The 26,685-nt window shown below is 41.9% G+C and carries 23 protein-coding genes; 10 read left to right on the top strand and 13 right to left on the bottom strand.

Annotation, left to right across the window (positions count from 1 at the left end; all coding sequences use genetic code 11):
• Nucleotides 1–73: 73 nt before the first annotated feature.
• Together BLQ81_RS00620 and BLQ81_RS00615 are read left to right on the top strand one after the other, a co-directional pair.
• Nucleotides 74–1,369, top strand: a complete 1,296-nt coding sequence (locus BLQ81_RS00620) for a Zn-dependent hydrolase (RefSeq protein ID WP_092728014.1) — start codon at nucleotides 74–76, stop codon at nucleotides 1,367–1,369.
• Between the two features lie 72 nt (nucleotides 1,370–1,441).
• Nucleotides 1,442–2,296 (top strand): pirin family protein, encoded by an 855-nt coding sequence (locus BLQ81_RS00615; protein WP_092728013.1) that lies wholly within the window; start codon nucleotides 1,442–1,444, stop codon nucleotides 2,294–2,296.
• On the opposite strand, the gene BLQ81_RS00610 is transcribed toward BLQ81_RS00615, so the two are convergent.
• The 4 genes from BLQ81_RS00610 to BLQ81_RS00595 all read right to left on the bottom strand — a co-directional run bounded on the left by BLQ81_RS00610 (nucleotide 2,297) and on the right by BLQ81_RS00595 (nucleotide 9,126).
• Nucleotides 2,297–3,070 (bottom strand): Rossmann-like and DUF2520 domain-containing protein, encoded by a 774-nt coding sequence (locus tag BLQ81_RS00610; RefSeq protein WP_092728012.1) that lies wholly within the window; start codon nucleotides 3,068–3,070, stop codon nucleotides 2,297–2,299.
• 84 nt (nucleotides 3,071–3,154) lie between these two features.
• Nucleotides 3,155–4,552 (bottom strand): dihydrolipoyl dehydrogenase, encoded by a 1,398-nt coding sequence (gene lpdA, locus BLQ81_RS00605; protein WP_092728011.1) that lies wholly within the window; start codon nucleotides 4,550–4,552, stop codon nucleotides 3,155–3,157.
• A 145-nt stretch (nucleotides 4,553–4,697) separates the two neighbouring features.
• Nucleotides 4,698–6,236, bottom strand: coding sequence for a 2-oxoglutarate dehydrogenase complex dihydrolipoyllysine-residue succinyltransferase (gene odhB / locus BLQ81_RS00600; protein WP_092728010.1), 1,539 nt, complete (start codon nucleotides 6,234–6,236; stop codon nucleotides 4,698–4,700).
• A 97-nt stretch (nucleotides 6,237–6,333) separates the two neighbouring features.
• Nucleotides 6,334–9,126: a 2-oxoglutarate dehydrogenase E1 component gene (locus BLQ81_RS00595; protein WP_092728009.1), complete on the bottom strand. Its 2,793-nt coding sequence runs from the start codon at nucleotides 9,124–9,126 to the stop codon at nucleotides 6,334–6,336.
• A 229-nt stretch (nucleotides 9,127–9,355) separates the two neighbouring features.
• Between BLQ81_RS00595 and parS the strand changes: the two genes are divergently transcribed.
• The 7 genes from parS to BLQ81_RS00560 all read left to right on the top strand — a co-directional run bounded on the left by parS (nucleotide 9,356) and on the right by BLQ81_RS00560 (nucleotide 13,788).
• Nucleotides 9,356–9,856 carry a type II RES/Xre toxin-antitoxin system antitoxin gene (parS, locus tag BLQ81_RS00590; protein ID WP_092728008.1) on the top strand — a complete coding sequence of 167 codons (501 nt, stop codon included), beginning with the start codon at nucleotides 9,356–9,358 and terminating at the stop codon, nucleotides 9,854–9,856.
• Nucleotides 9,856–10,311, top strand: coding sequence for an RES family NAD+ phosphorylase (locus tag BLQ81_RS00585; protein ID WP_092728007.1), 456 nt, complete (start codon nucleotides 9,856–9,858; stop codon nucleotides 10,309–10,311). The genes parS and BLQ81_RS00585 overlap by 1 nt, the downstream gene beginning before the upstream one ends.
• A 54-nt stretch (nucleotides 10,312–10,365) precedes the next feature.
• Nucleotides 10,366–10,662, top strand: a complete 297-nt coding sequence (locus BLQ81_RS21890; protein WP_139183539.1) for a hypothetical protein — start codon at nucleotides 10,366–10,368, stop codon at nucleotides 10,660–10,662.
• Nucleotides 10,663–10,833: 171 nt separating this feature from the next.
• Complete coding sequence (locus BLQ81_RS00575) at nucleotides 10,834–11,595, top strand: hypothetical protein (protein WP_092728005.1); 762 nt, start codon at nucleotides 10,834–10,836, stop codon at nucleotides 11,593–11,595.
• Nucleotides 11,596–11,736: 141 nt separating this feature from the next.
• Nucleotides 11,737–12,207 (top strand): hypothetical protein, encoded by a 471-nt coding sequence (locus tag BLQ81_RS00570; protein WP_092728004.1) that lies wholly within the window; start codon nucleotides 11,737–11,739, stop codon nucleotides 12,205–12,207.
• 64 nt (nucleotides 12,208–12,271) lie between these two features.
• Nucleotides 12,272–13,009, top strand: a complete 738-nt coding sequence (locus BLQ81_RS21885; RefSeq protein WP_139183538.1) for a T9SS type A sorting domain-containing protein — start codon at nucleotides 12,272–12,274, stop codon at nucleotides 13,007–13,009.
• 8 nt (nucleotides 13,010–13,017) lie between these two features.
• Entirely contained in the window at nucleotides 13,018–13,788 is a 771-nt protein-coding gene (locus BLQ81_RS00560; protein ID WP_139183537.1) for a hypothetical protein, read from the top strand.
• Between the two features lie 141 nt (nucleotides 13,789–13,929).
• On the opposite strand, the gene BLQ81_RS00555 is transcribed toward BLQ81_RS00560, so the two are convergent.
• A complete protein-coding gene (locus BLQ81_RS00555; protein ID WP_175454133.1) occupies nucleotides 13,930–16,035 on the bottom strand; it encodes a protein-disulfide reductase DsbD family protein in 2,106 nt (701 codons plus the stop codon).
• A gap of 88 nt (nucleotides 16,036–16,123) precedes the next feature.
• The gene (locus BLQ81_RS00550) at nucleotides 16,124–17,512 is read right to left on the bottom strand and encodes a dipeptidase (RefSeq protein ID WP_092728001.1); all 1,389 of its coding nucleotides are present in this window, start codon (nucleotides 17,510–17,512) and stop codon (nucleotides 16,124–16,126) included.
• Between the two features lie 361 nt (nucleotides 17,513–17,873).
• Here BLQ81_RS00550 and BLQ81_RS00545 point away from each other — a divergent pair, with 361 nt between their 5' ends.
• Nucleotides 17,874–18,848, top strand: coding sequence for an NADPH:quinone oxidoreductase family protein (locus tag BLQ81_RS00545; RefSeq protein WP_092728000.1), 975 nt, complete (start codon nucleotides 17,874–17,876; stop codon nucleotides 18,846–18,848).
• Nucleotides 18,849–19,084: 236 nt separating this feature from the next.
• On the opposite strand, the gene BLQ81_RS00540 is transcribed toward BLQ81_RS00545, so the two are convergent.
• The 7 genes from BLQ81_RS00540 to BLQ81_RS00510 form a co-directional block, all read right to left on the bottom strand.
• Nucleotides 19,085–19,375: a YceI family protein gene (locus BLQ81_RS00540; protein ID WP_175454132.1), complete on the bottom strand. Its 291-nt coding sequence runs from the start codon at nucleotides 19,373–19,375 to the stop codon at nucleotides 19,085–19,087.
• A 104-nt stretch (nucleotides 19,376–19,479) separates the two neighbouring features.
• Nucleotides 19,480–20,700: a dioxygenase family protein gene (locus tag BLQ81_RS00535; RefSeq protein ID WP_092727998.1), complete on the bottom strand. Its 1,221-nt coding sequence runs from the start codon at nucleotides 20,698–20,700 to the stop codon at nucleotides 19,480–19,482.
• 21 nt (nucleotides 20,701–20,721) lie between these two features.
• The gene (locus BLQ81_RS00530; protein ID WP_092727997.1) at nucleotides 20,722–21,231 is read right to left on the bottom strand and encodes a DUF4440 domain-containing protein; all 510 of its coding nucleotides are present in this window, start codon (nucleotides 21,229–21,231) and stop codon (nucleotides 20,722–20,724) included.
• A gap of 7 nt (nucleotides 21,232–21,238) precedes the next feature.
• Nucleotides 21,239–21,880 (bottom strand): dioxygenase family protein, encoded by a 642-nt coding sequence (locus BLQ81_RS00525; protein WP_092727996.1) that lies wholly within the window; start codon nucleotides 21,878–21,880, stop codon nucleotides 21,239–21,241.
• A 77-nt stretch (nucleotides 21,881–21,957) separates the two neighbouring features.
• Nucleotides 21,958–22,752 carry a LytR/AlgR family response regulator transcription factor gene (locus tag BLQ81_RS00520; RefSeq protein ID WP_175454131.1) on the bottom strand — a complete coding sequence of 265 codons (795 nt, stop codon included), beginning with the start codon at nucleotides 22,750–22,752 and terminating at the stop codon, nucleotides 21,958–21,960.
• 137 nt (nucleotides 22,753–22,889) lie between these two features.
• A complete protein-coding gene (locus BLQ81_RS00515; RefSeq protein ID WP_092727994.1) occupies nucleotides 22,890–24,014 on the bottom strand; it encodes an amidohydrolase family protein in 1,125 nt (374 codons plus the stop codon).
• Between the two features lie 93 nt (nucleotides 24,015–24,107).
• The gene (locus BLQ81_RS00510) at nucleotides 24,108–26,660 is read right to left on the bottom strand and encodes a M14 metallopeptidase family protein (RefSeq protein WP_092727993.1); all 2,553 of its coding nucleotides are present in this window, start codon (nucleotides 26,658–26,660) and stop codon (nucleotides 24,108–24,110) included.
• Between the last annotated feature and the right edge of the window lie 25 nt (nucleotides 26,661–26,685).

Here is a 26,685-nt window from a genome sequence, read left to right as displayed (position 1 = left end):
ACTTCAAAGAAGTCCTTCCCAAAAGAAGGACTTTTTTTATGCTATCTTGAACTGTTTAGAATTTCATCTTCCCATGACAAAATCCTTATTCCCATTCCTTATTCTTCTGATCACCTTTGCTTTCACCGGTTACGGACAGGAAATCAGCATTAATTCTGATCGATTGCATGAAAGTCTGATGAAGCTTTCTTCCTACGGGAAAAATGCAAATGGCGGATCTGATCGCCAGGCGTACACCAAACATGATATCGAAGCTCGAGCGTATGTGAAAGCGCTGATGGAAGATGCAGGAATGCAGATTTCGGTTGATTTTGCAGGGAATATAATTGGAAGGAAAGCCGGTAAAAATCCAAGTTTTAAACCGATTGCATTTGGTTCGCATATCGATGAAGTGCCAAATGGAGGAGATTATGATGGGCCTGTCGGGTCAATGGGCTCCATAGAAGTGGTGAAAACCTTGTCTGAAAGGGGGATTCAAACCGATCACCCATTGGAAGTGATCATTTTTACCAATGAAGAGGGAGGAGTCGTCGGAAGTAGGGCCTTGGTTGGGGCTTTGAGTAAAGAAGCATTGCAGGTGGTGAGTTCGAGCGGATTCACACAATACGAGGGGATCAAACTACTTGGAGGAAATCCCGATCGTATTCCTGAACTCAAAAGAAACGTCGGAGACTTGGCTGCATTTCTGGAACTGCATATTGAGCAAGGCGGAAATCTATACTCTGAAAAATTGGATATAGGTGTGGTGGAGGGAATTGTGGCGATCGAGTGGTGGGAGTTTTCTTTCTTGGGAAAAGCCAATCATGCGGGTACGACTCCAATGAATATGAGAAAGGACCCGATGCTTCCGGCTGCAAAATTTGTTTTGGCGGTCAATGAAATCGTCAACAGCTATGAAGGTCGGCACGTGGGTACGGTTGGCAAAATACAAGCTTTTCCCGGAGCAGGAAACGTGATACCAGGAGAGGTGAAAATGACCTTGGAAATCCGTGACCTTTCTTCAGAAAAAATTTGGGAGATTTATTCGCAAATAGAGAAAAGAGCAAAATCACTGGCTTCAGCAAGTGAAATCGGATTGGATATCAAGCATATTGAAGTTGCCAGTAAGCCTGCTTTGGCTGATCCCATGGTTCGTGAAATCATCAAATCCCAAGCAGAAAAGTTGGGATTCACAACCAAAAGCCTTCCCAGCGGCGCAGGACATGATGCGCAGGAAATGGCTAGGATAGCTCCGATGGGAATGATTTTCATTCCAAGTAAAGACGGAATCAGCCATGCTCCTGATGAGTTTTCCTCGAAAGAAGATATCGCTAATGGTGCAAATGTCCTTTTGAAAACGATCCTGGAACTGGACTCGAAGCTGCGATAAAACCTAAAATAATGCTATCTGAGAAAACTTTTTTCCTCACTTTCAGATTTAATGTATATACATACAACTATCATGAGACAGATCAAACGAATTCATAAAGCCGAATATAGACCCATTGCTGATTTGGTGACATACAGTCCAATGCCGACACGCAGTCTTCAGCAGATTGACCCCTTCATTTTCTTAAACCATCACGGCTTTCAGACTTATCCTGAGCGAAATCAAGGCTTACCATTTGGTCCTCACCCGCATAGGGGAATGGAGACGGTGACGTTCATATTGGAAGGTGACATCATGCACAAGGATTCTTCAGGCCATGAGTCAGTGATTGGTCCTGGGGGAGTTCAGTATATGACCGCCGGAAGTGGTTTGATCCATGCCGAAGTATCGAGCAGCGATTTCAAGCGAAATGGTGGGGATCTTGAGATTTTGCAGCTTTGGTTAAATCTGCCTGCCGCGAAAAAAATGATAACCCCAAATTACATTGGCTTGCAGCAAGAGGACATTCCTACCTTTGATTTGGATGGAGGAAAGGTAAAAGTACAGCAGCTTTTCGGAGAGTGGAATGGAGTGGAGGGCGCTTTTGAGGGGACTTTTCCAATCACCATGTGTACAATCTACCTCGAAAAGGAAGGGAAATTCGAAAAAGAAATTTCTGCTGAAGAAAATATCTTTTTCTATATCGTGCGAGGTGAACTTAATGTGAATGGAACAGAAGTGATGTTCAGAAATCTGGTGGAATTTGGCAATTCAGGACAAAAAATTCAAGTAGAGGCACTCGAAGAGGCAGTTTTAATTTTGGGTCATGCATTGCCTTTCAATGAACCGATGGTGGCTCAGGGACCATTTGTAATGAATACCCAACAGCAAATTCAGGAAGCTTACGCGGATTATCAAGCCGGAAAATTTGGGGCTTGGAACCATTGATCAACCGTCAATAATATCCTGGGAGATCAGCTTGTAGATTTCGGCTAACGATTCATTGTAGCGGAGAAATCGATGGTGATCTTCCAGAGTTTCATAGTCTTCGCGGATTGCGGGTCCGGTTTGGGCATTTTTGGCTCCGAGCTGAAGGCTTTTAGAAATGGTTTCGATGATAAGGGGTTTTAGCATTTCAAAGTCTGCACCCTGTCTTCGCATAATTTCCTCGGCAATGCGGATCATGTGATTGGAAAAGTTGCTTGCAAATACCGCCGCAACATGGACGCCTTTGCGATCTTTAGAGCGAACCACATAAGTTAATGGTGATAGGCTTTTTGCCAGTTTTTTAAGCTTTTGAAGCGTTTCCTCATCTTCTGCTTCCAATAAAAATGGAACCTCATCCAACTCAATTTTTCTGCCTTTGGTAAATGACTGAAGTGGGTAAAAAATACCGGTGTAGCTCGCCGAACTGTAACCCAAAACATCCAATGCCATTGTTCCAGATGTATGAACTAAAATACTTCCTTCCGGCAAAATTACTTCATCCGCAACTTCCGGAATGGCTGAATCTTTCACTGCTAGAATGAAAATCTGAGCTTTACTTTCTGAAAAATCGAGGTCGTCTTTGGGCTCAGCGGAATAAACCCGCTCAGTTATTTGCTTGGCTTTTTCAAGGTCTCTTGCATACACTTCTGTGATCTCGTGGCCTGCATCTTCCAATGCTGGCGCTAAATGCCAAGCCACATTTCCTGCACCCAAAATGGCAATTTTGAACTTCATGACGGAATTAAACCAATTTTAAACAAAACAAAAAGCCATCTCGATCAATCGGGATGGCTTCAATATAATTCAGTGTTCTAAACCTTAAATATGTAATGCTCGATTGTCAGTAGCTGCCAAACAAGCTTCTTTAAACGCTTCAGTATACGTAGGATGCGCATGGGACATTCTGGCAATATCCTCAGCCGAAGCGCGGAATTCCATCGCTACGACAGCCTCAGCAATCATATCGGCAGTTCTTGGTCCGATCATGTGTACACCTAGGATTTCATCCGTTTCGGAATCTGCCAAGACTTTCACCAAACCATCCGTATCCATCGATGCTCTTGCACGGCCGGAAGCTATGAAAGGGAACTTCCCTGTTTTGTATTTTCTGCCTTGTTCCTTTAGCTGTTCTTCGGTGTAACCAACTGCAGCAACCTCAGGCCAAGTGTACACTACTCCCGGAATCAAAAGATAATTGATATGGGGCTTTTGTCCGGCGATCGTCTCAGCGACGAAGACACCTTCCTCCTCCGCTTTATGAGCGAGCATGGCACCTTTTACCACATCTCCGATCGCGTAAATATGCGGCACAGAAGTCTGCAAATGTTCATTCACTTCAACTTGACCTCTTTCAGTGATTTTTACTCCAGCAGCTTCAGCATTCAATCCATCGGTGTAAGGTTTACGTCCGATAGAAACCAAGACGTAATCGCCTTTGATTTCGATGGTTTCGCCTTTTCCGTTTTCGGCTTTGACTACTACTTCTTTTCCGAGATTTTCTACGCCGGTTACTTTATGCTTGAGATAAAATTCAAAGCCAAGCTTCTTCAGTGACTTCTGAAGCTCTTTGCCCATGGTTTTATCCATTGACGGGATCAAAGAATCCATGAATTCTACCACAGAGACTTTCGCTCCCATTCTTCCATAGACCGAACCCAGTTCCATTCCGATCACACCACCACCGATTACGATCAGGTGTTTTGGAATTTCTTTCATCTTCAAAGCCTCGGTAGAAGTGATTACTCGCTTTTTGTCCAGTTTGATAAATGGAAGCGAAGCAGGTTTTGATCCGGTTGCGATAATGATGTTTTTGCCTTGAATGTCATTGGAGGAACCGTCATCTTTAGTCACTTTCACGGTATTGGCATCAACAAATGAACCGACTCCTTGGTGGACTTCGATTTTGTTTTTCTTCATCAAAAACTGAATACCATCCACATTTTGCTTAACCACATCGTCTTTTCGGGCGATCATTTGTGCCAAATCAACTTTCAAACCGTTGAGGTTGATCCCGTGAGTTTTGAAGGTATGGGCAGCATTGTGGAAGTGCTCTGAAGAGTCCAAAAGTGCCTTGGAAGGAATACAGCCCACGTTGAGGCAAGTACCACCAAGAGTTGGATATTTTTCAATAATGGCGATTTTCATTCCAAGCTGTGCCGCTCTGATCGCTGCTACATATCCACCCGGACCGGAACCGATTACTATTACGTCGTACATTTTAAATAGATTTTAGTAGCAAGTATCAAGTATCAAGACTTTCACTCACCAATGATTAAATAATCTTGTACCGAGATTAAGATAAAATTAGCTCAATCGAGCATGATCCCCTTCTTGATACTTATATCTAGCGACTAGATACTTTTTAGACTCCAAATAGCAGCCTTGTCGGATCTTCAAGCAATTGCTTCACTCTCACCAAGAAGCTGACAGATTCTCTGCCGTCGATGATTCGGTGATCATAGGAAAGCGCGAGGTACATCATTGGACGGATGACTACCTGACCATTCTCGGCAATTGGACGCTCGACAATGTTGTGCATTCCTAGAATTGCAGACTGTGGAGCATTGATGATTGGAGTGGACATCATGGATCCAAAGACACCACCGTTGGTGATCGTAAATGTTCCACCTGTCATTTCCTCAATCGACAATTTGTTATCTCTTGCTTTTCCAGCTAATCTTAGAATTTCTTTTTCGATCTGGTCAAAACTCATTGATTCAGCATTTCTAATTACAGGAACTACCAAACCTTTTGGTGCAGAAACTGCAATAGAGATGTCGCAGAAATCATTAAAAACCATTTCGGTTCCATCGATTTGTGCATTCACAGCCGGCCATTCTTTCAAAGCGACGCACACAGCCTTTGTGAAGAAAGACATAAAGCCCAAACCCACGCCATGCTTTTCTTTGAATTGATCCTTGAACTTGGATCTCAGATCCATAATTGGCTTCATATTCACCTCATTAAAGGTGGTGAGCATAGCTGTTTCATTTTTCACAGCTACTAAACGACGTGAAACCGTCTTGCGAAGCGATGACATTTTCTCTCTACGTGAATTTCTAGCACCAGGAACGATAGGTGCAGCAGGAGCTGATTCTACAGGTTTTGGAGCCTGAACTTCTGGTTTAGCAGCAGGTTTCTGTGCGCTCATCGCATCTTCTTTGGTGATTCTTCCGTCTTTGCCAGATCCTGAAACTGCTGCTGGAGCAATTCCTTTTTCTGCCAAAATTTTAGATGCGGCAGGAGAAGCATGGCCTGTAGCATAATTTTCGTTCATGGCCGCAGTCTTTTCAGAAGTGGATGAAGAGGCCGCCGGAGCTGATTCTTTTGCAGGAGCTGCGTCAGTGACTTCAATTTTGCAGATCATTCCTCCGATTTCGAGGACATCACCTTCTTTGGCTACATGTCTTAGAATTCCCGTAGCTTCAGCTGGAAGTTCAAAAGTTGCTTTGTCGGAATCCACCTCTGCGATGATTTCATCCAAAGTCACAAAATCACCGTCCTTTTTGATCCAATTGGCCAACGTAACTTCAGTGATGGATTCCCCAACGGTAGGCACGATCATTTCTTTGATTTCTCCAGTGCCAGAAGCCTTTTTTGCCGGCGCTTCGGCAGGGGTTTCTTTCGCTGGCGAAGTTTCAGCTGGCGCAGATTTCTCAGCACCTTCAGAATCTTCAATCACGCAAATCAAGCCTCCAATTTCGACGGTATCACCTTCTTGGGCTTTGATTCTTAATATCCCCGCTGCTTCAGAAGGGAATTCAAAAGTTGCTTTGTCGGACTCCAATTCACAAAGGATCTCATCCAATTGCACCTGGTCGCCGTCTTTTTTAAACCATTGCCCAACAGTGACTTCAGTGATCGATTCACCCACTGTGGGTACTTTCATTTCTTTGCTCATGGTTCTATATTTTTTCCCTTCGGGTTATTTTGGAAGGAGGTTTAGTATGATTTTTTATCAAAAACAACCCCGAAATAAATCGGGGAAGAAATCAAGATTAAAGTTTTAGCGCCTGAGAAACAATGTTTTTTTGCTCTTCTACGTGGACTTTGTTATATCCGGTAGCTGGAGAAGCGCTTGGTTTACGGGCGATTAGGGTCATTGGGATTTCCTTGTAAAGTAACCTCAATAGGTAGTTCCAATAGCCCATGTTTTCTGGTTCTTCCTGTACCCATACGACCTCAGCACCTTTGTAGGATTTGAGCACTTCAAGAATTTGGTTCTTGGGAAGTGGATGCAGCTGCTCGATTCTGACGATAGCGACATTTTTTACTTTCTCTTTTTCCCGAGCTTCTTCCAGATCATAGAATACTTTTCCAGTACAAAGCACAACTCGCTTTACCTCTTTTGGATTGACTACCGTATCAGGAAGGACTTCTCTGAATTTACCTGAAGTGAATTCCGAAAGCGGAGAAACGACTTTTGGATGTCTCAGTAGCGACTTTGGAGACATTACAATGCATGGTTTTCTAAATTCCCATGTTAATTGTCTTCTCAGCAAGTGGAAGAAGTTTGATGGCTCGGTGATATTGGCTACGACCATGTTGTATTCTGCAGAAAGTTGCAAGAATCGCTCCGGACGAGCATTGGAATGCTCTGGTCCCTGGCCTTCGTAGCCATGAGGAAGTAGCATGACCAAACCGTTCATTTTTTGCCATTTGGATTCTCCGGAAGAGATGAACTGATCAATCATCGTCTGAGCGCCATTGGCGAAATCACCAAACTGACCTTCCCAAATGGTCAATGCGTTTGGATTTGCCATGGCATAGCCATATTCAAAGCCCAATACGGCATATTCCGAAAGAAGGGAATTATAGATGTGGAATTGACCTTTGCGGTCTTTCAGCTCCAAAAGAGAATTGAAAGGCTGATTGGTATTTGCGTCGTGAATGACCGCATGACGGTGAGAGAACGTGCCCCGTTGCACATCTTGTCCGGTCAAACGGACTGTCTTTCCATCCAAAAGCAAGGAACCATAAGCCAGCAATTCTGCAGAAGCCCAGTTCAACTCTTTGGACTCAAAAAACATTTCCTTTCGCTGCTTCATCTGAGCTTCGATTTGTTTGATCGGCTTAAATCCTTTTGGGATAAAAGTTAAAGCTTCAGCTACTTTATTGATAGATTCAATGGAAACGCTGGTTTCCGGAGAGGATTCAAAATCTTCAGGCTTGGACCTTCTAAGGTTGGCCCATTCTTTTTCAAATTTGGTGGCTTGATACGGAAGTGGCTTTTCCTTGACCATGTTCAGTCGATCCTGAAGCAATTGGCGGAACTCCTCATCCATCTGAGCTGCGATCTTCGCATCGAAATTACCGCGCTCAGTCAATTTCTTTACATAAATTTCTCTCGGATTTGGATGCTTGGAGATGATGTTGTAAAGTTCTGGCTGTGTGAATTTTGGCTCGTCAGACTCATTGTGACCATGGCGTCTGTAGCAGACCATATCTACGAAAATGTCTTTGCTGAACTTCTGACGGAACTCAGCAGCAAGCTTTGCTGCAAAAACCACTGCTTCGGCATTGTCACCATTGACGTGGATCACCGGCGCATCGATGATTTTGGCTACATCGGTACAGTAGATGGAAGTACGGGCATCGTCAAAGTCAGTGGTAAATCCGACTTGGTTATTTATCACAAAGTGAATCGTTCCTCCAGTATTATATCCTTTAAGACCTGCCATTTGTGTGACCTCATAGACGATGCCTTGTCCGGCAACTGCCGCATCTCCATGAATAATGATAGGGAGTGCCTTCGTTGCGTCATGCTTGTGTGCGTGATCGATTTTGGCTCGAATAAAGCCTTCTACAACCGGATTGACCGCTTCGAGGTGAGATGGATTTGGAGCAAGTTTTAAGTGAACTTTAAAATTGCCATGAGTGACAATATCAGATGAATAGCCCATGTGGTATTTCACATCACCATCACCCATTGTCAGATCAGGCTTTGCGGTGCCTTCAAACTCAGAAAAAATCTGCTCATAAGTCTTGCCCATGACATTGGCAAGGACATTTAAACGACCGCGGTGCGCCATTCCGATCATTACTTCCTCTACGCCATTTTTTGCTGCGGTGTTAATTACTGCGTCAAGAAAAGGGATAGTGCTCTCTCCTCCTTCAAGTGAAAACCGCTTTTGACCGAGGTATTTTGTGTGCAAAAAGTTTTCAAAAACCACGGCTTGATTCAGTTTAAAAAGAATGCGCTTTTTGTCTTCTTCCGATGGATTGAAGGCTAAAGCTTCTTTTTCAACCTTTGTTTTAAACCAATCCAGCATCTCAGGATCTCTGATATAGAGGTATTCAAAGCCCATTGGGCCCTCATAGATTGTTTTGAGAGATTCTACGATCACAGAAAGCTTAGCAGTCCCAATGCCAATTTCCTTTCCGGCTTGGAATTCCGTGTTCATGTCTTCCTGACCCAATCCAAAATCTTTTGGGTCGATGAGTGCCTTTCGGTCCCGTCTTTCTCTGACCGGATTGGTCTTTGATCTGAGGTGAGCTCTGGAGCGATGTGCATGGATGAGTGCCCGAACTTTTATCTCTTTCGGAAGCTGCTCCATGTCCATGATTGTTCCTGGAGTTGCCAGAGAGCCATTCTTGGGAGATGTTTCAGCTGATGATTTTGTGCTATCTGATCCATTTTCATCCTGACCATAATTAGCCAAGGCAAAATCAAAACCATCAAAAAACTCTTTCCAGCTTGGGTCGATTGATTCGGGATCACTTTTGTAAGAAGCGTATAACTCATCGATGTAGGTCACATGAGCATTCGCAATGTATGAGAATTTATCCATCGTTAGTTTTTGAGAACAAGACAAAACTAAGCCCAATTATCCGCAATCGAAAATTGCCTATTTGCTTGTACAAATATATATTTTTACCCCAAATTTAATTTCAATTATTTGCCATGAGGAAATTAGAAGTATCAGTAAAACCTTGTTTTGCGCTGAATTTTGAGAAATATCAGAGAAAGGCAAACAATATTGGAAAAATGTCGTTATTTTAAAGACAAATTTCTATGATATGAGCGATTCAGATAATCAAAGAATTTACATGGTAGCAGAGGAGATGGCTACTTATGTGACGAGTCTACCTCGATATTCACTATATCCTACTCTAAAGGGTATCCCGTTGTCCAAGTTTTTTTCTGATCGAATGATGGTGGTTGATGTGATTCGTCAAGGGATTCCCACTTCACTATTTATGTCAATCAAGCAAATGGCACCTTTTTCAGATCAGGAATGGTCTGATTTTTTGGATATTTCTTTAAAGTCACTTCAGCGTTACAAGAAGGAATCGGATTATGTTTTTCGTTCGATCCATTCCGAGAAGATAATCGAATTGACAGAGGTGACTGCATTAGGTTTGGAGGTATTTGACACAGCGGCCGATTTTGCTTCCTGGCTTAATGTCAGCAGCTATTCACTTGGCAATCGACGCCCTATTGAGTTGCTGCGGAATTCCTATGGCAAGGAATTGGTACTTAGTGAGCTTCATCGGATTGATCAAGGCGTATTTGTCTGATGCGGGTATTTCGGCTGATGCGGAAGAAGTATGGAATAGAACTATCGGGAAAGGGGGCGGCCCTTTCCGGCAATCGATGGAATTCTAGAGGAACCGAACTAATCTACACTTCGGAAAGCCGGGCTTTGGCAATGGCGGAAGTTGCGGTCCACCTTTCTTTATCCCTTTTGCCTAAGGATTATGTGATGGTCGAAATCGAGATTCCAACATCTATTTCCATTGCTTCCATGACAATTGGCGATTTACCTCCAAGTTGGAACAGCTTTCCGCATATGCTGGACACTCAGAAGATCGGAGATGATTTTGTTGCAGAGCGGAAAAACTGTGTACTGAAAGTTCCTTCTGCAGTTGTACCAGGAGACTTTAATTTTTTGATCAATCCCCATCATCCGGATTTCACTGCGATCAAGATTGTTGGGCAGGAAGATTTTCCTTTTGATCGGAGGTTACTATAATTTTTATCAAAACTTTGACAATAGTTTTTTTTTACTTTTAGTAAATTCTATTTTATGAAAAAGTTACTTTTAATTTGTTTGTTTGTTTCCATTTGGAAAATGGGTTTTCCTCAGGCAGTATGTTACTCAGATCAAGAAGATACTTATTGGAAAATCAGTGAGTCATTGGGCTCTAAAAGACTCTCAGATTGCCACTCTGGAGCCAATTACAACTGTCATGGTTTTGTAATGAGTTATTTTGAAAATGGATGTACGTCTCCTGGGTGGAATAAATCTTTCATTACTGCCCCATATTCTTGTCCTAATGTCAAAGGAGTACGCACTGCCTCAGAATTTAAAGATAGTGTTTGATTTGTTCATTCAAGGAGTTGATTCAAACTTAAAAGCAGAAATTTTGAAATATAAAGGTGGTGACAAAATTGACATTTCTACTCTGCCAAAAGGAGACTATATTCTCTTGATACTTTATAAAGGGAAAGTCATCCATCAAGACCGATTAGTGGTTTCTAAATAAACGAGGTTATGGTTAAAAAACTGTTGCTTATTTTACTGTTGGCTAATTGCAAGGGATATATCTACGCACAATCAAGACTCTCTGAAAAGATCACTTTATCTGTTTCTCCTGGATTAGCTTTTCCTATTGGGGTCTTCGCCAAAAAGGATATTTCAAACGCTGTCATTTACCTGCCGGATAGAATTCATCCCGCGGTATCAAGTATCGAAAAGTCTAAAAGTGGCTTTGCAAAAGTAGGATATTCCATTAATGCGGAGTTAAGCTATAAATTTTCAAATCACTTCTATTCCTTTGTTCGTTCTGGATTGTCAAGCAACCCCATCTCAGTTACAGAAATTGAAATGTTTTTTATTGACCTCTATGAGGTTGAGCAGCGATTTTCTCAGGTGGATAATGAATTATTTACCGTAACTCCCGGCTTGGGGTATACTTTTCAAAGAGGCAAATTGGAATATGACGCTGGAGTATTCTTTGGTTATGGAAAAATCAACTATCCATATTATGAGCTACTTTTTTTACGCGCCAATAGAATTTGGGCCCATTCGGGACCAAGAACTGATTTGAGTTCATGGGTTTCCGGCGGTTTAGTAAAGGTTAAATATGAAATAGGTAAATTTAATACTGGGTTAGAACTCCTTTTTCAAAGAGCAAATTTTGACTATGGCATCTTCCCGATAACCATACCCGGTGGGAGCCAAAGTGAATCCTTCAATGATACCATCAAGACCAGAGTTTTGACTGTTGGGCTTGTAGTCGGTTATAGTTTTTGATCAATCCACATCACCTGGATTTATTAGTAATCCAAATTGTTGTTCAGCAAGATTTCCCGTTGGATTCGAGGCTATTTGAGAATTCTGTTCTGATAGTTTGAATTTTAGTAATTTACTCTTAGGTTTATTGAAAATATTTTTATGAAATATCTCCTTTTAATTTTTGGAAGTTGGAGAATGGGTTTTTCTCAGGCTGGTTGTTACTCGAATCAATCTGACACGTATTGGAAAATAGGATTGGCTCAATTTGGATCCAAGAAGCTTTCAAATTGTGATGTCTCTGCTTATTATAACTGTCATGGGTTTGTTATGGCTTATTTTGAGGATAACTGTATTTCACCCGGTTGGAATAATCCTTTTCTTCCTGTTTACACCTGTCCGAATCCAAAGGGAATAAAATCTCCAGCTAGCTATCAAGACAGTGGTAAATATGTCAGAGTCTCTAATGAATCTGATGGAGATTTAATTTTTTATGATCTTTCTGTAGAGGGGGATCATTCTGCAGTTAAGGAAAATATTGGAGGAGGCCAATTTAGATATATTTCAAAGTATGGTTCAAATGGGCCATTAGTCGCGCATAGACGCGACTCATCATTTTATCATTTAAATTGATTGGTATTAAGCCAGCCACAATTTTGGGTCTTATGTTGGTTCAATTCTTGGAAACAATAATATTGTGGAAACATCACCTGTCTCATTTACTATTCAATCCAAGCCTGGCGTGACTTATAGTTGGTCAATAGTAGAGGGTCTATCAAAAGTATTTATTTCCTCTGTATCAAATCAATCAACTGTAACACTAACACCTACCCATAGCGGCATGGCTAAGTTGAGACTTACCATAAATTCTGGATGTGGCGAAGCAAAAATCCAGGAGTTAAGCCTAATTATTCAAACGAATATCTGCTTGGAAGGCACCTATAATATTGGAAGTAGTACTGGGATTAATTTAAATACTACAAATCAAATAAGCACAGGCAATGTAACCTCAACTGTAACATGTCCTAATGCAACCTCATTCACTTGGCAGAGAACTTCAGGGAGTATAACTACTTTTAACACGTCTGGAAATTATGTGACGTTTAATATGGTATCAGGAGGAAGCATCAGCTTTTCTTTAACTGCCAGAAATGGTACCACTGTTTTGGCCACCAGAAATGTATCCTTTTTTAATTTTGGGTCATTTAGCCTTTATCCCAATCCTTCATCAAACAAATTGGCGATTGACCTAAATCCTGACCTTAAGTTTGATTTGGTTTTGCAAGGTCTAGATTCTAAAATTAAATCAGAGATTTTCAAATATTCTGGAGGTCAGGAAATTGATATCTCTGCATTACCAAAGGGGGATTATATTCTTCAGATAATATATGAAGGAAAAATTATCCACCAAGCTCGATTCATTGTTTCAAAATAAGCAGGGTTATGATAAAAACATTATTAACAATGGTTCTTTTTCTTGTATTCACAGGAACAATTTTTGGACAATCAAAGCTTTTCGAAAAAGTCACATTTTCTGTATCAATTGGTTCTGCTATCCCAGTAGGTAATTATTCAAGTAGTTCGATTCAAAATGCTCAGCTATTTTTACCTGAGGATGATCGTGTATTTTTAGGTTTGGATAAATCTAAAGCAGGTTTTGCTCAAACAGGATTAAATTATCGATTTCAAATTGAATACCTCTTTAGTCCAAAAATTCATACATTTATCAGATTAGGAAGATCTTCCAATCCTGTCATTAATGAAGTTCTTGAGACTTTTTTTTCTGATCGATTTATGGGAACGGTTAGTTTTCATCATGATAACTACCAATTAGGGACTGTCTTAACCGGATTGGGTTATCGGAAGGCTTTTGGAAATTGGAGCGCCAGTTTGGCGGCACTTCTTGGTTATGGTCAAATGAATTATCCCTATTACCAAGCTGAATTATTATCTACTACAACTGACCCAAAACTTGTATATTCTCATTCACCATTTGCTGAAAGACCAAATTTATCAAGTTTAGTTTATGGAGGACTTTTTAATGTTTTTTATCAGAAAAAGTCCTTTCGATTTGGTATAGATAGCAGTATTGAGCTTGCTAATTTTGATTATGAAATGAGTAATGGGACTCCGGGTACAACCTACCTTCCTTTTAATAATGTATTAAAAACATCATTGATTAACTTGGGTTTAATTGTTGGATATAGTTTCTGAAAACATTATTCCACTTTTCCGTGTGTTCTGCTTCTTTGCCCAAAAAGAATTTCCCATCGATACGAGACTTTTTCAATGATCAATTATCAAGCTCAATTTTCAATGCTCAAGGATTTTCCTCCCTTGAACATTGAAAATTGCTCATTGCTCATTGAAAATTCTTTTCGCCCCATCCAAAAACTCCACGAACGACGCAATATCGGTATTGTATCCCTGTGGCTTTGCCACGAGTTGCTCATTATGATCTAGAATGACATAATAGGGTTGCGCATTATTATTGAATCGGGTGATCTGGAAATCGGCGTTTTGTTTGCCCAGTGTTTTCTTCACCTTGCCATCGTAGCTGGAGGTGTACCACTCACTTTCTGGAAGTTCGAGACGCTCATCGATGTAGAGTGCAACCATCACAAAGTCATTTTTTAGTCGAGCCAATACCTGTGGGTCAGACCAGACATTTTCCTCCATCTTGCGACAGTTGACACAACCGTGTCCGGTAAAGTCGATTAACAAAGGCTTATTGGCTTTTTTCGCAGCAGCCAGAGCTTCAGCATAATCAAAGTATCCCGGGATCCCATGGGGAATTTTCAGCCGATCTCCATATTTGACGACTTCTCCACTCCTTGAAATACTTTCCTCGGAACCCACACCACCGGTTAATTTGAATTGTTGGGTTGTAATTGGAGGAAGATACCCGCTCAGCAATTTGAGTGGTGCACCCCAAAGTCCCGGAATCATGTGAACCACAAAAACAAAAGTCAGTAAAGCCAAAAGCAGTCTTGGGACTCCGATGTATTCTAATTTGGAGTCATGCGGCAATTTGATTTTACCCAAAAGATAAAGTCCCAATGCGGAGAAAATCACAATCCAGATCGCAAGAAAAATATCCCGATCCAAAATGCCCCAATGATAAACCTGATCAGCGATCGAAAGGAATTTGAAGGCTAATGCCAATTCCAGAAAGCCCAACACAACCTTGACAGAATTCAGCCAGCCACCGGATTTGGGCAGGCGTTGCATCCACCCCGGGAAGATCGCAAACAGGGTAAAAGGAATCGCAAAGGCTAACCCAAAGGCAAACATGCCTAATACGGGTTTGATTAATTCTCCACCCGCAGAGGAAATCAGGATCGAACCTACAATAGGTCCAGTACATGAGAAGGAAACCAAAACCAATGTGAAGGCCATAAAGAACACGCCTCCCAAACCTCCCTTTTCAGCTTTGGCATCTATTTTATTCACAAAGCTCGATGGCAAATTCAATTCAAACATGCCCAAAAACGCCAATGCAAAAAAGATAAAAATTCCAAAGAAAAACACATTTGGAATCCAGTGCGTGGCCAGCCAGTTGGCAAACTCAGGACCTTGAATCGCGGCGACTGCCGTGCCCGCTACAGTATAAATTGCTATGATCGAAATGCCATAGATAAATGCCTGCCGGATTCCCTGTACCCGCGATTTGGATCTTCCCGTAAAGAAGCTCACCGTCATCGGGATCATGGGAAAAACACAGGGTGTCACCAATGCCGCCAATCCGGCCAGGAAAGCCAATACGATGAAACCCCACAGTGATTCGGATTCGCCCTCAGCCCTAAAGTCTTGGACTATTTCTGTCTGAGTTGTTTCGTTTTCTGTCTCGGCTAAAATAAAAGGAAATTCCGAGTCCTGCTCAGCGACCTTGGAGGCAACACTATCAGAATTTTGTTGATTTGTTATATTCTGAGACTCAGAAGTGATTATTGTTTGGGTAGAAATAGCTGAGGCTGCTTTTGCGATAAACTTTACTTCAATTGCCTCTTCGTAGTTAATGCATTGTCCTGTCAGATCGGAGCACATTTGGTATTCCAGTGATCCTTTTACTACACCAGAAGTTGATTGGATTGTGATGGCTTGCTCAAATCGTCCTTTTCCAATAAAGTAAGTCACATCACCCTTCCAAATCTCCTCATACTTCTTCTTTGGATTGATGGCTTTTAGTGTTGAAGGAACCGCAAAATCTCCGGATTCAGCCGGAACAAATTCGGTCAGCAGGGGCCCTAAATCCTTGTCAAAATCATTGGAGTACACATACCAGCCCATGGGAATTTCTGCCTCCATGACCAAAGTTGCCTTTTCTCCAACTTGCAATTCTTTTGGCTCCAAAGAGAAAGTCCACTTTGGTGGCTTAACCATTTGGGCCTGGGCTATTGAAGAAATCAAAAGAAAAACCGGAAGTAATAGCTTGCCGATCTTTTGGGCGCTAAAGGTCATGCGAAATTGGGATTTACTTTGGCGAACAAAGATTTAGGTATTGAAGTTCGAATTTAAGATAGTAAGACAAAGTTTTTGGCGACATAGATCACTTGCCGCTCAGCTTTCTGAAATGTCTAAAGAAAGCTGCTATCGTCTCAATCCCGATAAAATAGTTTTTGACTCCATAGTGCTCATTTGGTGAGTGAAGCGCGTCTGTATCCAATCCAAAGCCAAATAGTATCGGATCAGATCCTAATTCCTTTTGAAATAAAGCTACAATAGGAATCGAACCTCCTTCACGGGTCGGAATCGGTCTTTTGCCAAAAGTCTCCTCCATCGCTGCCTCTGCTGCCTGATACCCGACCGAACTGTCAGAAACCACAGCTGGAGCTCCACCATGATGGGTTTTGACTTTCACCTTTACAGATTTTGGAGCAATGGATTTGAAGTGATTTTCGAATAGTGTTGCGATCTCATGCCAATCCTGATCAGGAACAAGTCGCATGGAAATCTTTGCAAAGGCCTTCGAAGGCAAAACTGTTTTGGCACCTTCCCCAATGTAGCCTCCCCAGATTCCGTTTACATCTAAGGTCGGCCGAATTCCCACCCGCTCGATGGTCGTGTAGCCTTTTTCCCCATGTACATCATCTATTGCTAGCTTTTCTTTGTATTCGTCCGGATCAAATGGCGCTTCGTTCAGTCGGTTTCGCTGAGCTTCTGTCAGCTCCTGCACTTTTTCATAAAAGCCGGGAATGGTGATGTGCTCATTTTCGTCCTTCATCGATGCGATCATTTTGCAAAGGACATTGATTGGATTAGCTACTGCGCCGCCATAAGTACCGGAGTGGAGATCCCGATTGGATCCGCTCACTTCTACTTCCATGTAGGACATGCCTCGAAGCCCAACGGTGATGGAAGGATCCTTCATGCTGATCATGTGTGTATCGGAAATCAGGATCACATCAGCATTCAGCTTTTCCTTATTCTCTAGGACGAATTTGTCCAGGTTATCCGAGCCGACTTCCTCCTCACCTTCAATCATAAATTTGACATTGCAAGGCATATCACCTGTAGCCATCATCGCCTCAAAAGCCTTCACATGCATGTAAAACTGCCCTTTGTCGTCCGCTGATCCACGGGCAAAAATGGCTCCCTCTGGATGAATTGCCGTATTTTTGATCACAGGTTCGAAAGGAGGAGAATCCCATAATTCATAGGGATCGGCCGGCTGTACATCGTAGTGTCCGTAAACGAGGACGGTAGGCAAAGCAGGATCAATGATTTTTTCGCCGTAAACAATCGGGTAACCGGCCGTTTCGCAGATTTCAGCCACATCGGCACCTGCTTTTTCCAGCGATTCTTTGACAAATTGAGCTGCCGCAAAGACATCCTTTTTGAATTTGGGGTCAGCACTCACGGATGGGATTCGCAGGAGATCCAAAAGTTCGTTGAGAAATCGGTCTTTATTATTTGCGATAAAATCGGCTACTGACATATTTGGGGGTTTTAATTTCTAAGGAGCTCAAAATTATTCCTTTCGGGATGATTTGCCTAGAAATTTTTGATTTTACCTTAATGATATATAGTCAAAAACATACATTTAATATTTTCCAAATCTGTGAACATCTGTGAGAGACCTGGTCAAAAATGGTTTTTGTTAAGTCAAGAATTTTGCACTGTTCAATGTCTTTCTTTTTTGTTTCCCGCAGATTTGCGCAGATAAGGACACAGATTTTCGCAGATTTCGAGAAATAGAGGATATTGATGAAAATTCAACTAAGATTGAAAGTTATCTTTTAGGATCGTTCGTGACTGCACCCACTAATTAAAAACAGGTTTGTTGAAAAATAGAAATTATGAAAGCTCTTCTCTGTACCCAATTTGGCCTGCCTGAAACTTTAGCTGTCCAAGAAATTCCTGATCCCATTCTCGCCTCCAATCAAATCCTGATCGCCGTGGAAGCCTGCGGGGTCAATTTTCCTGATGTCCTTATTATCCAAAACAAGTATCAGTTTAAGCCTGAGTTGCCTTTTGCACCGGGAGGAGAAGTCGCCGGAAAGGTCATTGCTTTTGGTGATCAAGTGCAGAATTTTCAGATCGGACAACCCGTCCTTGCACTTTGCGGTTGGGGAGGATTCGCAGAAAAAGTCGCTGTAGATTCCGATCGGGTTTTTCCCTTGCCTCCGGGTCTATCTCCTGAAGTTGCAGCAACGACGCTTTACACGTATGGCACTTCATACCATGCGCTGAAAGACCGGGCGAATCTTCAGCCCGGAGAAACCTTGCTTGTGCTGGGTGCTGCAGGAGGAGTCGGTTTGGCTGCTGTTGAACTTGGGCAGCTGATGGGAGCCAAAGTCATCGCAGCCGCTTCTTCGGAGGAGAAGCTTGCACTGTGTAGGGAAAAAGGAGCCGAACTCACCATCAATTACGAAACAGAAGATCTCAAAACCCGCATCAAAGAACTCACGCATGGCAAAGGCATCGATGTGGTTTATGATCCTGTCGGTGGAAAATTCACAGAATCCGCTCTCCGAGGCATGTCTTGGAAGGGGCGCTACCTCGTTGTGGGTTTTGCCAACGGGGAGATCCCGCAGATTCCAATGAACCTGCCTTTGCTTAAAGGTTGTGCAATTTTAGGGGTGTTTTGGGGGCAGTTTTCCAAACTGGAGTCCAAGACCAGTTTCCAGAATATCCGCCAACTCGTCGCATGGATTCAGGAAGGAAAAATCAAGCAACATATCGGGAGAAGCTATTCCCTGGAAGAAGCACCTCAGGCTTTGCGGGCTATTTTGGACAGGAAAATGTTAGGAAAAGGGGTGGTGGTGATATGAGCATTAGTTTGAATGATCGGTGGTGATTGTTTGGTATAAACTTGGCCCTATTTAATAGCAAGCCGGAGAGTAGTTTTGTTTATTCTAAAAAATCAGCTGTTGATTTTTCAGAAAAAGGACTTGATTACACTCGATCAATCTTTGTGAATTTGTCCAAAAGCAAAATAAAAATTTGGTGAAATAGCTAGATTTGGCTGTATTATTCGGCAGAAAATCACATTTCCATTCTTTAACATTTACCAAACAACCTCCTCAGAAGACTTAGCATTTACCAGCATTAATTCAATCCGAAATTGGATATCCCGATCCACGAGGGTTCGGTCTGTCCATGACCCTTCGTATGCGATATTCCATTCAAAGCGGTCTAAAAGAAATTTCGCAACAATAAAATCACCTTTTTGAACGGCTGGGAAGGTGATGTTTTTAGTAATTCCACGGATGGTCAAATTTCCGGATACTTCCAGATTTTCAATGGAATGAGTCTTAACTTCGGTGATTTCAAATTCAGAAGTTGGAAAGTTATCCACAAAAAATTTCAAAATTTGACTTTCCAATATAGGCTGATGCTCTTAAAAAAAGACTATTAGTCCTAGCACTTTTCGGTGGCTAAACTGCAGACTTTTGTCTTATTTCATTCTTCTTCTGTTTTGGGCAATTTAAAGTATTCATTTATTGTCTGGTCAAGTCGTGTGCTTAATAAGTTGAAGCTGTCTTGATTGGGTTTCAAATTGATAAACTTGTCAACTACTCTGCTTCGTTTGTAAATGATGAATGTATTTTCTGCTTCTGAATTAATTTTGTTTAAATCAATTTCTGATTCACTATCTGAAAACGAAGGAACGAAAGTCAATGCTACTTTTTCTAATTGCAAGTCTTTTCCAAGTTTTGCCAATTCTTTTTCTCTGTCATTTTTATTATAGGCTTTTCCATTGCCATAGACAAAATATACCTTTAAATATTTTTCTCTTTTCTTACTTTCATTTTCTAAAAAAGTCAACCATAGTTTTATCTCGTCCCAATTTGGTTTGTTACCAACGAAATAAAGTATTCCATGATACCAACCATATTTACAAATAGGACATGTTCTTGTTCCTTTGTCTGGACCCCATGCATGATATGGAATAAAGGAAATAATATCTTCTCCGATATTTCTTCCAGAGTTAATTTCATTTGTTGGTTTCTTTGGATAATCAGGAATGTTCAAGCCAAGAATGATATTTCTTTCACCAATCTGCAAGTCGCCCTTTTGAACCATTCTTAAAACTCCACTCCCACAACGATTTTCCATTTTTTTTCTTCTTGCAGAATTTAAAATTTTGTCGTCATCAAATACAAAATCGTCTATGTAGTATTCTTTTATATGATTTGGCTCTTTCACAGTAATATGAACGTGAGCAGGTTCATCGTTTGTTGGGTAAGTTCCCGGTCTTACTGTATAGATGTAATACTTGCCTTCCTTATCTGTTTTTATCCAACCACGAATGTATCCGTGTGTTTGACCAAGTTCGTTTGGCGGCATACTTCTACTTTCTTCTGCCTTGTGTAAATATTTTCCTTCTGTGTTGGTTTGGTAGTAATACAAGAGAACGTCAGAAGCAGGAGTTTTGCCATCAATTTGATAAACAATGCCTGTCAATAATATTTTTTGTCCGTTTAATTTCCAACCTGCACTTGTGTCAATGGAACTGATTGTTTTAGGAATACCATAGTATGTAAACTCACTATTTTCAAACGCATCACCAACTGATTGTTGATTGTTTGTTGTTCCTTGACTTTTTTTAGTTTGCCCATTACAACTTGTCATAAAGATGCACAGAGTAAAAAATAGTCCAATTTGTGAAAGTTGCTTCATAATGAGTGTTTTAAATAAGTTTCAATTTTGATATTCTTTGCCATTAATAAAGACTTGTCCGCCAAGCTCCTTAACGTCATAATTTAGCCAACCTTTTTTTGTTCTTTTCCAGGTTTCTATATGTTTTTGAGTAGTCAATACTGTGTCAGTTGCTTTACCGTCTCTTTGAAACATAAGCCTTTCCCAACGTTGTGAAGTAAATACAATTGCACTGTCCCCATTAATTTTGATACTGTCAGCAATATACTTATTGCTTAAAGTTCGGTCTATAATACTCCAATCCCTTAGGGTGTATTCTTTTTGTTTTTCTCGACTTATTATTTCGCCACTTTCGTCATAAATTATAAAGTCTTCAGGAATTAAATCCATATACAATTCAATGTCCTTCGTTTCAACTGCTTTAATACACTTGTCTAACTGGTTTTGTATTTCTGCCCTTATTTGTGATTCTGATTGAATGTTGTTTGTTGAGCAATTAAGAAAAATTGTATTCAACAATATAAATCCTGATACTTTGATAAGTATTTTCATTTCTTGTTTATCGTTTTAGACTATTCAACTTATAATCGGGAATATTAAGTCCCAAAATAATATCTCTGTGAAAGGTGAGAATCCCCTTTTCCAATTTTGGAATTCCAATTCCGGAACCCCCGCGATTGCTCAGGAGGGTCCGTTTTTCCTGAGTTAGAATTGGGTCATCCTCAAACAGGAAATCATCTAGGTAATACTCATTCTTGTCAGGTTCTTTGACTGTAAGGTGTATATGTTCCGCCTCTGTTCGGTCAGGATAAGCTGCCGGTCGGAACGTGTAAAAAGTATAATTGCCACTTTGATCAGTTTTTATCCAGCCCCGAATATATCCATGACGCCTTGCCCAGCCGGATTCATTCCCCTTTTTGGGATAAATTCCAGTCCGGTCGGTATGGTAGATGTAAAGAATAACATCACGAGCAGGGGTTTTTCCGTCCAGATGTAATACTGTTCCAGTCAACTTGAGCTTGGGCTCTGTGCTATCAAAATCCGGGAGTGTGTCTATGGGAGAAAGTGTCTTTTCTCCAAACTCAAAGATCGCTTCACAGCCTTCACAGCCTCCGCCGACTAATTTTCGGGATTGAGCCGTGCAATTAAAATTCAGGAAAAGACAAAAGAGGATCAGGCATCTATTCAGGATTCGGTTCATCGCTTTTTTTTCCTACAAATTGAAAGAAAGAATTGGAGGCCGACAAAATGGATGGTTTGACCTGTGGGAATTCTATATCAACCTGAGTGAGCACGATCAAATTTGCTTCGGAAGTCGTAGACGTAATTTCTGCTCAGTCTCAGTTCATGACCGTTTATAAGTAAAAGATCATAATCTCCGTTGCCCCGGGAAATGATTGAATTTACTTTTTGGACATTTACCAAAGTGGTTTTATGGATTTGTACAAAAACAGAAGGATCCAGCTTTTTAGAAAATGATTTAAGCGTACCCTGTTGCAGATATTTTTTTTCAGCTGTAAAAAACTCAACGTATGGCGTGGCTGAAGAAATGTAAAGAATTGAATCGGTGGCCACTTTCTCCGTTTTTTTGCCGGTCTGTAGGAGTAAAAAATCAGGATGCTCTCTGGGTATTTGAAGTTTAGTATCCGTGGGTTTTTCCAGAGGAATCAAGGAAACCGCAGTGTAAATCAGCAGGTATTTGTATAAATCATTGGATACCGAGTAAACTAGATTTCTCCAAAAACCGAAAGTATGATCATAGAACAAACCAGAAATTGAGAACACTAAAAGGGAAAAAAGCAAGAGGTGGAGAATCGTAGCCACGAGTACAAAAAGAGATCTGACCGCCCATTTGGAGTTAATCCTGAGAATGATCCTTGCCTTTCTGAAGGTATATCGCAGCAATAAAGTGACTGGAAGAATCAAAACCCAAAAGAGATTAAAAAGCAGAGACTCTGAAAAATAAAATGAGTAGGATTGATATCTGGATTGGAGGTAGTCCTGAAAGATGGTGACGGCTAAAACTACCACCAAGAGGAGGAGGAAGCCCTTGGTACTTTTAGGTTTAGACATTCGCCGTAAGAAAAGGGCTCGCTGTGAATCCATCTCAAAATTTACTCAAATCTCGGATGAAGTTATTGGCATAAAAATAAAAATGGCCTCTTCACATTTGGAAAGGCCTTTTCTAGTACAGATGAAATTTTTTGAAATCAATTGGGAAAAAGTGTTTTATCTAGTCCAGGCACGATTCGCAGCGCGTTTTTATAATATACTTTCTTCAGAACCTCATCAGGCAGACCCAATCCGTACATTTTCCAGTAGGCGTGGTATTTCTTGTAGTAAGGAAAATACTCGTCTTCCGTCTCCAGCACCCTGAAGTAAGTGTAAAACTCCTCTTTGTTGTAAGCGTCCTTTCCGAAAAGAATACGATCCTGATATTTGGTGAAAAATTCCTTTGCCCGCCTTGGCTGGCGTCCCAGTTCTGCGATAATTGCCCCAATTTCATAGTTCACATTCGGGTATTTGTCCAGATGAGCACCTGCGGCATCGAGGTCGTTGGCCATCCAGCCCATGTGGGCGTTGATGAAGGTTGTCTTGGGATGCTTGGCAAAGACGCGGTGCTGTTCGGCTATAATCTGCTCAAACGGTGCCGGATCAGTAGCCGATCTTTTGCGGTTTGGGTTAAGTTTCAGTTCCAGCCAGCGTTCGTTTGTGGAGTCCATTGGCTGCCAAAACTGGGCTGGATCGGCAGCGTGGATCAGAACAGGGATTCCCAGTTCACCGGCTTTTGCCCAGACAGGATCCAGATCAGGATGATCTATCGGGATTCGTTTGCCGCTGTTGTCCTTGGAATTCAACCCAAGGCTTTTGTAAATCTTCAATCCCACAGCTCCCGCCCCGACATCTTCCACGAGTTCTTTTACTGCCAAAGCTGTCCACTCAGGGGTGCCAAAGCCATTGAAATTAAGATTGGTGAAAACCATAAATCTTCCCGGCGCGTGAGTTTTAAACTCATTCATCATGCCTTTGATGTATTCCTGTTGGGCATTTGAATTACCCTGACCAAATCCCCGACCGCTCAAATTGATCATGATACCCATGTTGATTTCATCCATTTCGGATGTGAGCTGATCGATTTTTCCTTTGTTGATTCCTCCCTGATGGCTGTGAATATCGATGAAAGGAAATTTTGCCCTGGTTTTTGGATTTTCGGGGACTTTGAGCGTGGAAGGGGGATTATAATTTTCAAAGCTCATTTCCTGAGCGGAAGAAAATCCTGTTGTCAGGCTAAAAACTAAAATGCTTCCGGAAAGCAAGCGCAGCGGTTTATTCATGTGCGATTAAACTGATTTGGACAGGAAATGGATACATAATTTCTTTGAGTGGGAAAAAACAAATCCCGGAGGGAAATCCGGGATTTCAATGATTTATCGTGCTGTGCCTCCGTCAATTACCTGACCGAAGAAAATTGAATTCATGAAGAGCTTATTTGTGCCAAACCAAAACGCCCGGAAGTTTGGATTATCTGCAAACCCCACAATCCTTCCTCTTCCCACACCGGAAATCCGGATTACGCTTCCATTTTGGATTCCCGGCAGATTGCTTGGATGAAGGTACCCTGAAGCAAGCGGCTTATCAGTATAGACCAGCGGGTTTGCGTATGGATTTGGAGACACCTCCATGAAGAAGTTATCGTTTCTGAAGGTGTAGACTTCCTTTTTGGAATACCCATATCCGATTGGATGGGTTACATCGAGATTTGCCTTGAAAATAGCCCCGAAAGTTCCTTTCGCTCCTGTGGCATTTTCGAAATTTGCATAACTATTCTGAAGACCTTTTTCTTCATTTTCGACCGTTCTGAAAGTAAAGTTTCCTATTTCATTTTGTGCCAAAAACCGAAGGGCTCCACCTTTTGCCACAATTGTTCCTCCTTTGGAAGTCCATTCTTTCAGTTTTTCAGCGCCCACTTTCCCAAGAGAATTATAGTTACCATCAGCCATCAAAATCACGTTATAGCGATCCAAGTTGGCCATAGTAACGGCACTAACAGGCAGCAAGGTGACCGGCATATGCATTCGTTGGTCAAGTAAATGCCAGATCTCTCCCGCTTCGCCACTGTCCACTCCACCATCTACAAGCAGGGCGATTTGTGGGGTTTTCAGAGGAGCGATAAACGTAGAGCCCATATTTACCCCACTTGTGTAGCCTGTGCTGATCGCGTGAATGTCTACATAGGCAAACTGGGCGATTTCTTTAAGCTTCACAAAAAAGGCCTGATCATCCATTCCGGTTTCACCCTTATCAATCAAAATGGTGCCACGTCCAAAAGTTTTTCCCTCCGGAGTTGTGAAATCCGCATTGGATACGCGCACCAAAAATCCAGCTTTCAATAGCTGATATGCTGCTTTTGGAGCGTAATAATCTGTCCATTCCAGCGCGTATTGATAGGCTCCGGCATCGCCGACGACTTTGCCGGGAGTTAGTGCGAAATCGGATTTATTGACCTGCTTCACACTGGCAAGGTTTAGGATTTTGCTGTTGAGTGCCATGAAATCCAGATCAAAAGCCATTGGATAGGTCCAGGCAGAAATGTCGTAAAACAAGCTGTCCTGGAAGCTTGTCCGAGTCTCAAACATTGCTTTGATCAACCGGTATTGAGGTTGATCGGCAGGTACGATGTAAGAACTTTCTTTTTTGAATTCCTGACCGTTTATGGTGATATTTTCATTCAGGGAAAAGACTTTGATGTCATGCTGCAAGATCAAATCTGCCAAATGGAAGCTTCTTGCGTCATCGTCCTTGGCTCCGAAAATGTAAGCCTTGTTGGCATCTGCATCTGTTTCTGTCTTGATTCCCTTGTAAAAATCCTTCATCCACTGATTCAGCTCCACGCGCATCTCTTTGGCAGCCTGGTAGGATGATAGATTGGCTGTAAACTGATTCCGGATGGTGAATGGAAAGCTTAGCATCCCATTGGCACTCTCCTGTAGGTGACCTCTGGAGCTTGCTTGCTCAAATAAAATACCTATCGAACCCTGTACGTCCGGATAGGTGGATCCCTTTCCGTAGTAGAAATCATCGTAGTTTTCCTGATTGTAGTAAAGTGAGCCAATCTGATCCAAGGCTTTGGCATGGTAGGTCCCGATTTTTTCGGTTAGTTCAAAATTCTTGGCAGGAGTCAAAGGGTGCATCCTTGACGGTACGCCCGGCTGAAAAAAGAAGGTACTGTTGGTCCCCATTTCATGAAAATCCAAGTGGATGTTTGGCAGCCAGCTCTGGAAAACTTTTACCCGATTGCGGGACTCAGGGTGCTGTACGGGAAGCCAATCACGGTTGAGGTCAAACCAGTAGTGATTCGTACGGCCACGTGGCCATGCCTCATTGAGTTCACGCTGGGCAGGGTCTCCATTCATGGTGTAGGCTTTGTGGGAATTGACCCAAGAGGCAAACCGGTTTAATCCATCCGGGTTGATCGCAGGATCGAGTAGGAGAACGATGTTTTCCAGGTCTGCTGAGATTTCATTTGCTGCTGCGAAGTGATATGCCGCCACCAGCGAAGCATTGGCCCCACTGGGTTCATTGCCATGTACAGAATAGCCCATAAACATGACGACGGGCATATTTTGAATGTCAACTGTAGCTCCGGGATCACGCAGTTTGGCTCGGTCAGCTTTGATTTGATCGAGTTTGGTGAGATTTCCGGGAGAGGTGATGGTTAAAAGTGTCTGTGGTCGCTTTTCGTAAGATCTGCCCGTTTCCACAAAAATCACACGGTCTGAGGCTTCCGCCACCGCTTTCATATACATCACGAGCTGGTCGTGCGTGACGTGCCATTCGCCGACTTCATAGCCCAAAACTTGCTTTGGAGTGGGAATAGCCGGATTGTAAGTATAACCTTTGGGCAAATAATAATTCAGATCCTGAGCAAAAGTCGCAGTGATGAATAGCGCTAAAAGCACTGAAAGGGTGTACTTCTTCATGGGTTAAGTTTTAAACTTTGGACTA

Origin of the sequence: Algoriphagus alkaliphilus, from assembly GCF_900103735.1 — a bacterium.
GTDB lineage: Bacteria > Bacteroidota > Bacteroidia > Cytophagales > Cyclobacteriaceae > Algoriphagus > Algoriphagus alkaliphilus.
This window is presented reverse-complemented; position numbering and strand designations above follow the sequence as displayed.

What these genes read in the sequence shown, in the direction of transcription:
- BLQ81_RS00620 (WP_092728014.1), top strand. Translation starts at nt 74, where the DNA reads ATGACAAAATCCTTATTCCCATTCCTTATTCTTCTGATCACCTTTGCT.
- BLQ81_RS00615 (WP_092728013.1), top strand. Translation starts at nt 1,442, where the DNA reads ATGAGACAGATCAAACGAATTCATAAAGCCGAATATAGACCCATTGCT.
- BLQ81_RS00610 (WP_092728012.1), bottom strand. Translation starts at nt 3,070, where the DNA reads ATGAAGTTCAAAATTGCCATTTTGGGTGCAGGAAATGTGGCTTGGCAT.
- lpdA (WP_092728011.1), bottom strand. Translation starts at nt 4,552, where the DNA reads ATGTACGACGTAATAGTAATCGGTTCCGGTCCGGGTGGATATGTAGCA.
- odhB (WP_092728010.1), bottom strand. Translation starts at nt 6,236, where the DNA reads ATGAGCAAAGAAATGAAAGTACCCACAGTGGGTGAATCGATCACTGAA.
- BLQ81_RS00595 (WP_092728009.1), bottom strand. Translation starts at nt 9,126, where the DNA reads ATGGATAAATTCTCATACATTGCGAATGCTCATGTGACCTACATCGAT.
- parS (WP_092728008.1), top strand. Translation starts at nt 9,356, where the DNA reads ATGAGCGATTCAGATAATCAAAGAATTTACATGGTAGCAGAGGAGATG.
- BLQ81_RS00585 (WP_092728007.1), top strand. Translation starts at nt 9,856, where the DNA reads ATGCGGGTATTTCGGCTGATGCGGAAGAAGTATGGAATAGAACTATCG.
- BLQ81_RS21890 (WP_139183539.1), top strand. Translation starts at nt 10,366, where the DNA reads ATGAAAAAGTTACTTTTAATTTGTTTGTTTGTTTCCATTTGGAAAATG.
- BLQ81_RS00575 (WP_092728005.1), top strand. Translation starts at nt 10,834, where the DNA reads ATGGTTAAAAAACTGTTGCTTATTTTACTGTTGGCTAATTGCAAGGGA.
- BLQ81_RS00570 (WP_092728004.1), top strand. Translation starts at nt 11,737, where the DNA reads ATGAAATATCTCCTTTTAATTTTTGGAAGTTGGAGAATGGGTTTTTCT.
- BLQ81_RS00560 (WP_139183537.1), top strand. Translation starts at nt 13,018, where the DNA reads ATGATAAAAACATTATTAACAATGGTTCTTTTTCTTGTATTCACAGGA.
- BLQ81_RS00555 (WP_175454133.1), bottom strand. Translation starts at nt 16,035, where the DNA reads ATGACCTTTAGCGCCCAAAAGATCGGCAAGCTATTACTTCCGGTTTTT.
- BLQ81_RS00550 (WP_092728001.1), bottom strand. Translation starts at nt 17,512, where the DNA reads ATGTCAGTAGCCGATTTTATCGCAAATAATAAAGACCGATTTCTCAAC.
- BLQ81_RS00545 (WP_092728000.1), top strand. Translation starts at nt 17,874, where the DNA reads ATGAAAGCTCTTCTCTGTACCCAATTTGGCCTGCCTGAAACTTTAGCT.
- BLQ81_RS00535 (WP_092727998.1), bottom strand. Translation starts at nt 20,700, where the DNA reads ATGAAGCAACTTTCACAAATTGGACTATTTTTTACTCTGTGCATCTTT.
- BLQ81_RS00530 (WP_092727997.1), bottom strand. Translation starts at nt 21,231, where the DNA reads ATGAAAATACTTATCAAAGTATCAGGATTTATATTGTTGAATACAATT.
- BLQ81_RS00525 (WP_092727996.1), bottom strand. Translation starts at nt 21,880, where the DNA reads ATGAACCGAATCCTGAATAGATGCCTGATCCTCTTTTGTCTTTTCCTG.
- BLQ81_RS00520 (WP_175454131.1), bottom strand. Translation starts at nt 22,752, where the DNA reads ATGTCTAAACCTAAAAGTACCAAGGGCTTCCTCCTCCTCTTGGTGGTA.
- BLQ81_RS00515 (WP_092727994.1), bottom strand. Translation starts at nt 24,014, where the DNA reads ATGAATAAACCGCTGCGCTTGCTTTCCGGAAGCATTTTAGTTTTTAGC.
- BLQ81_RS00510 (WP_092727993.1), bottom strand. Translation starts at nt 26,660, where the DNA reads ATGAAGAAGTACACCCTTTCAGTGCTTTTAGCGCTATTCATCACTGCG.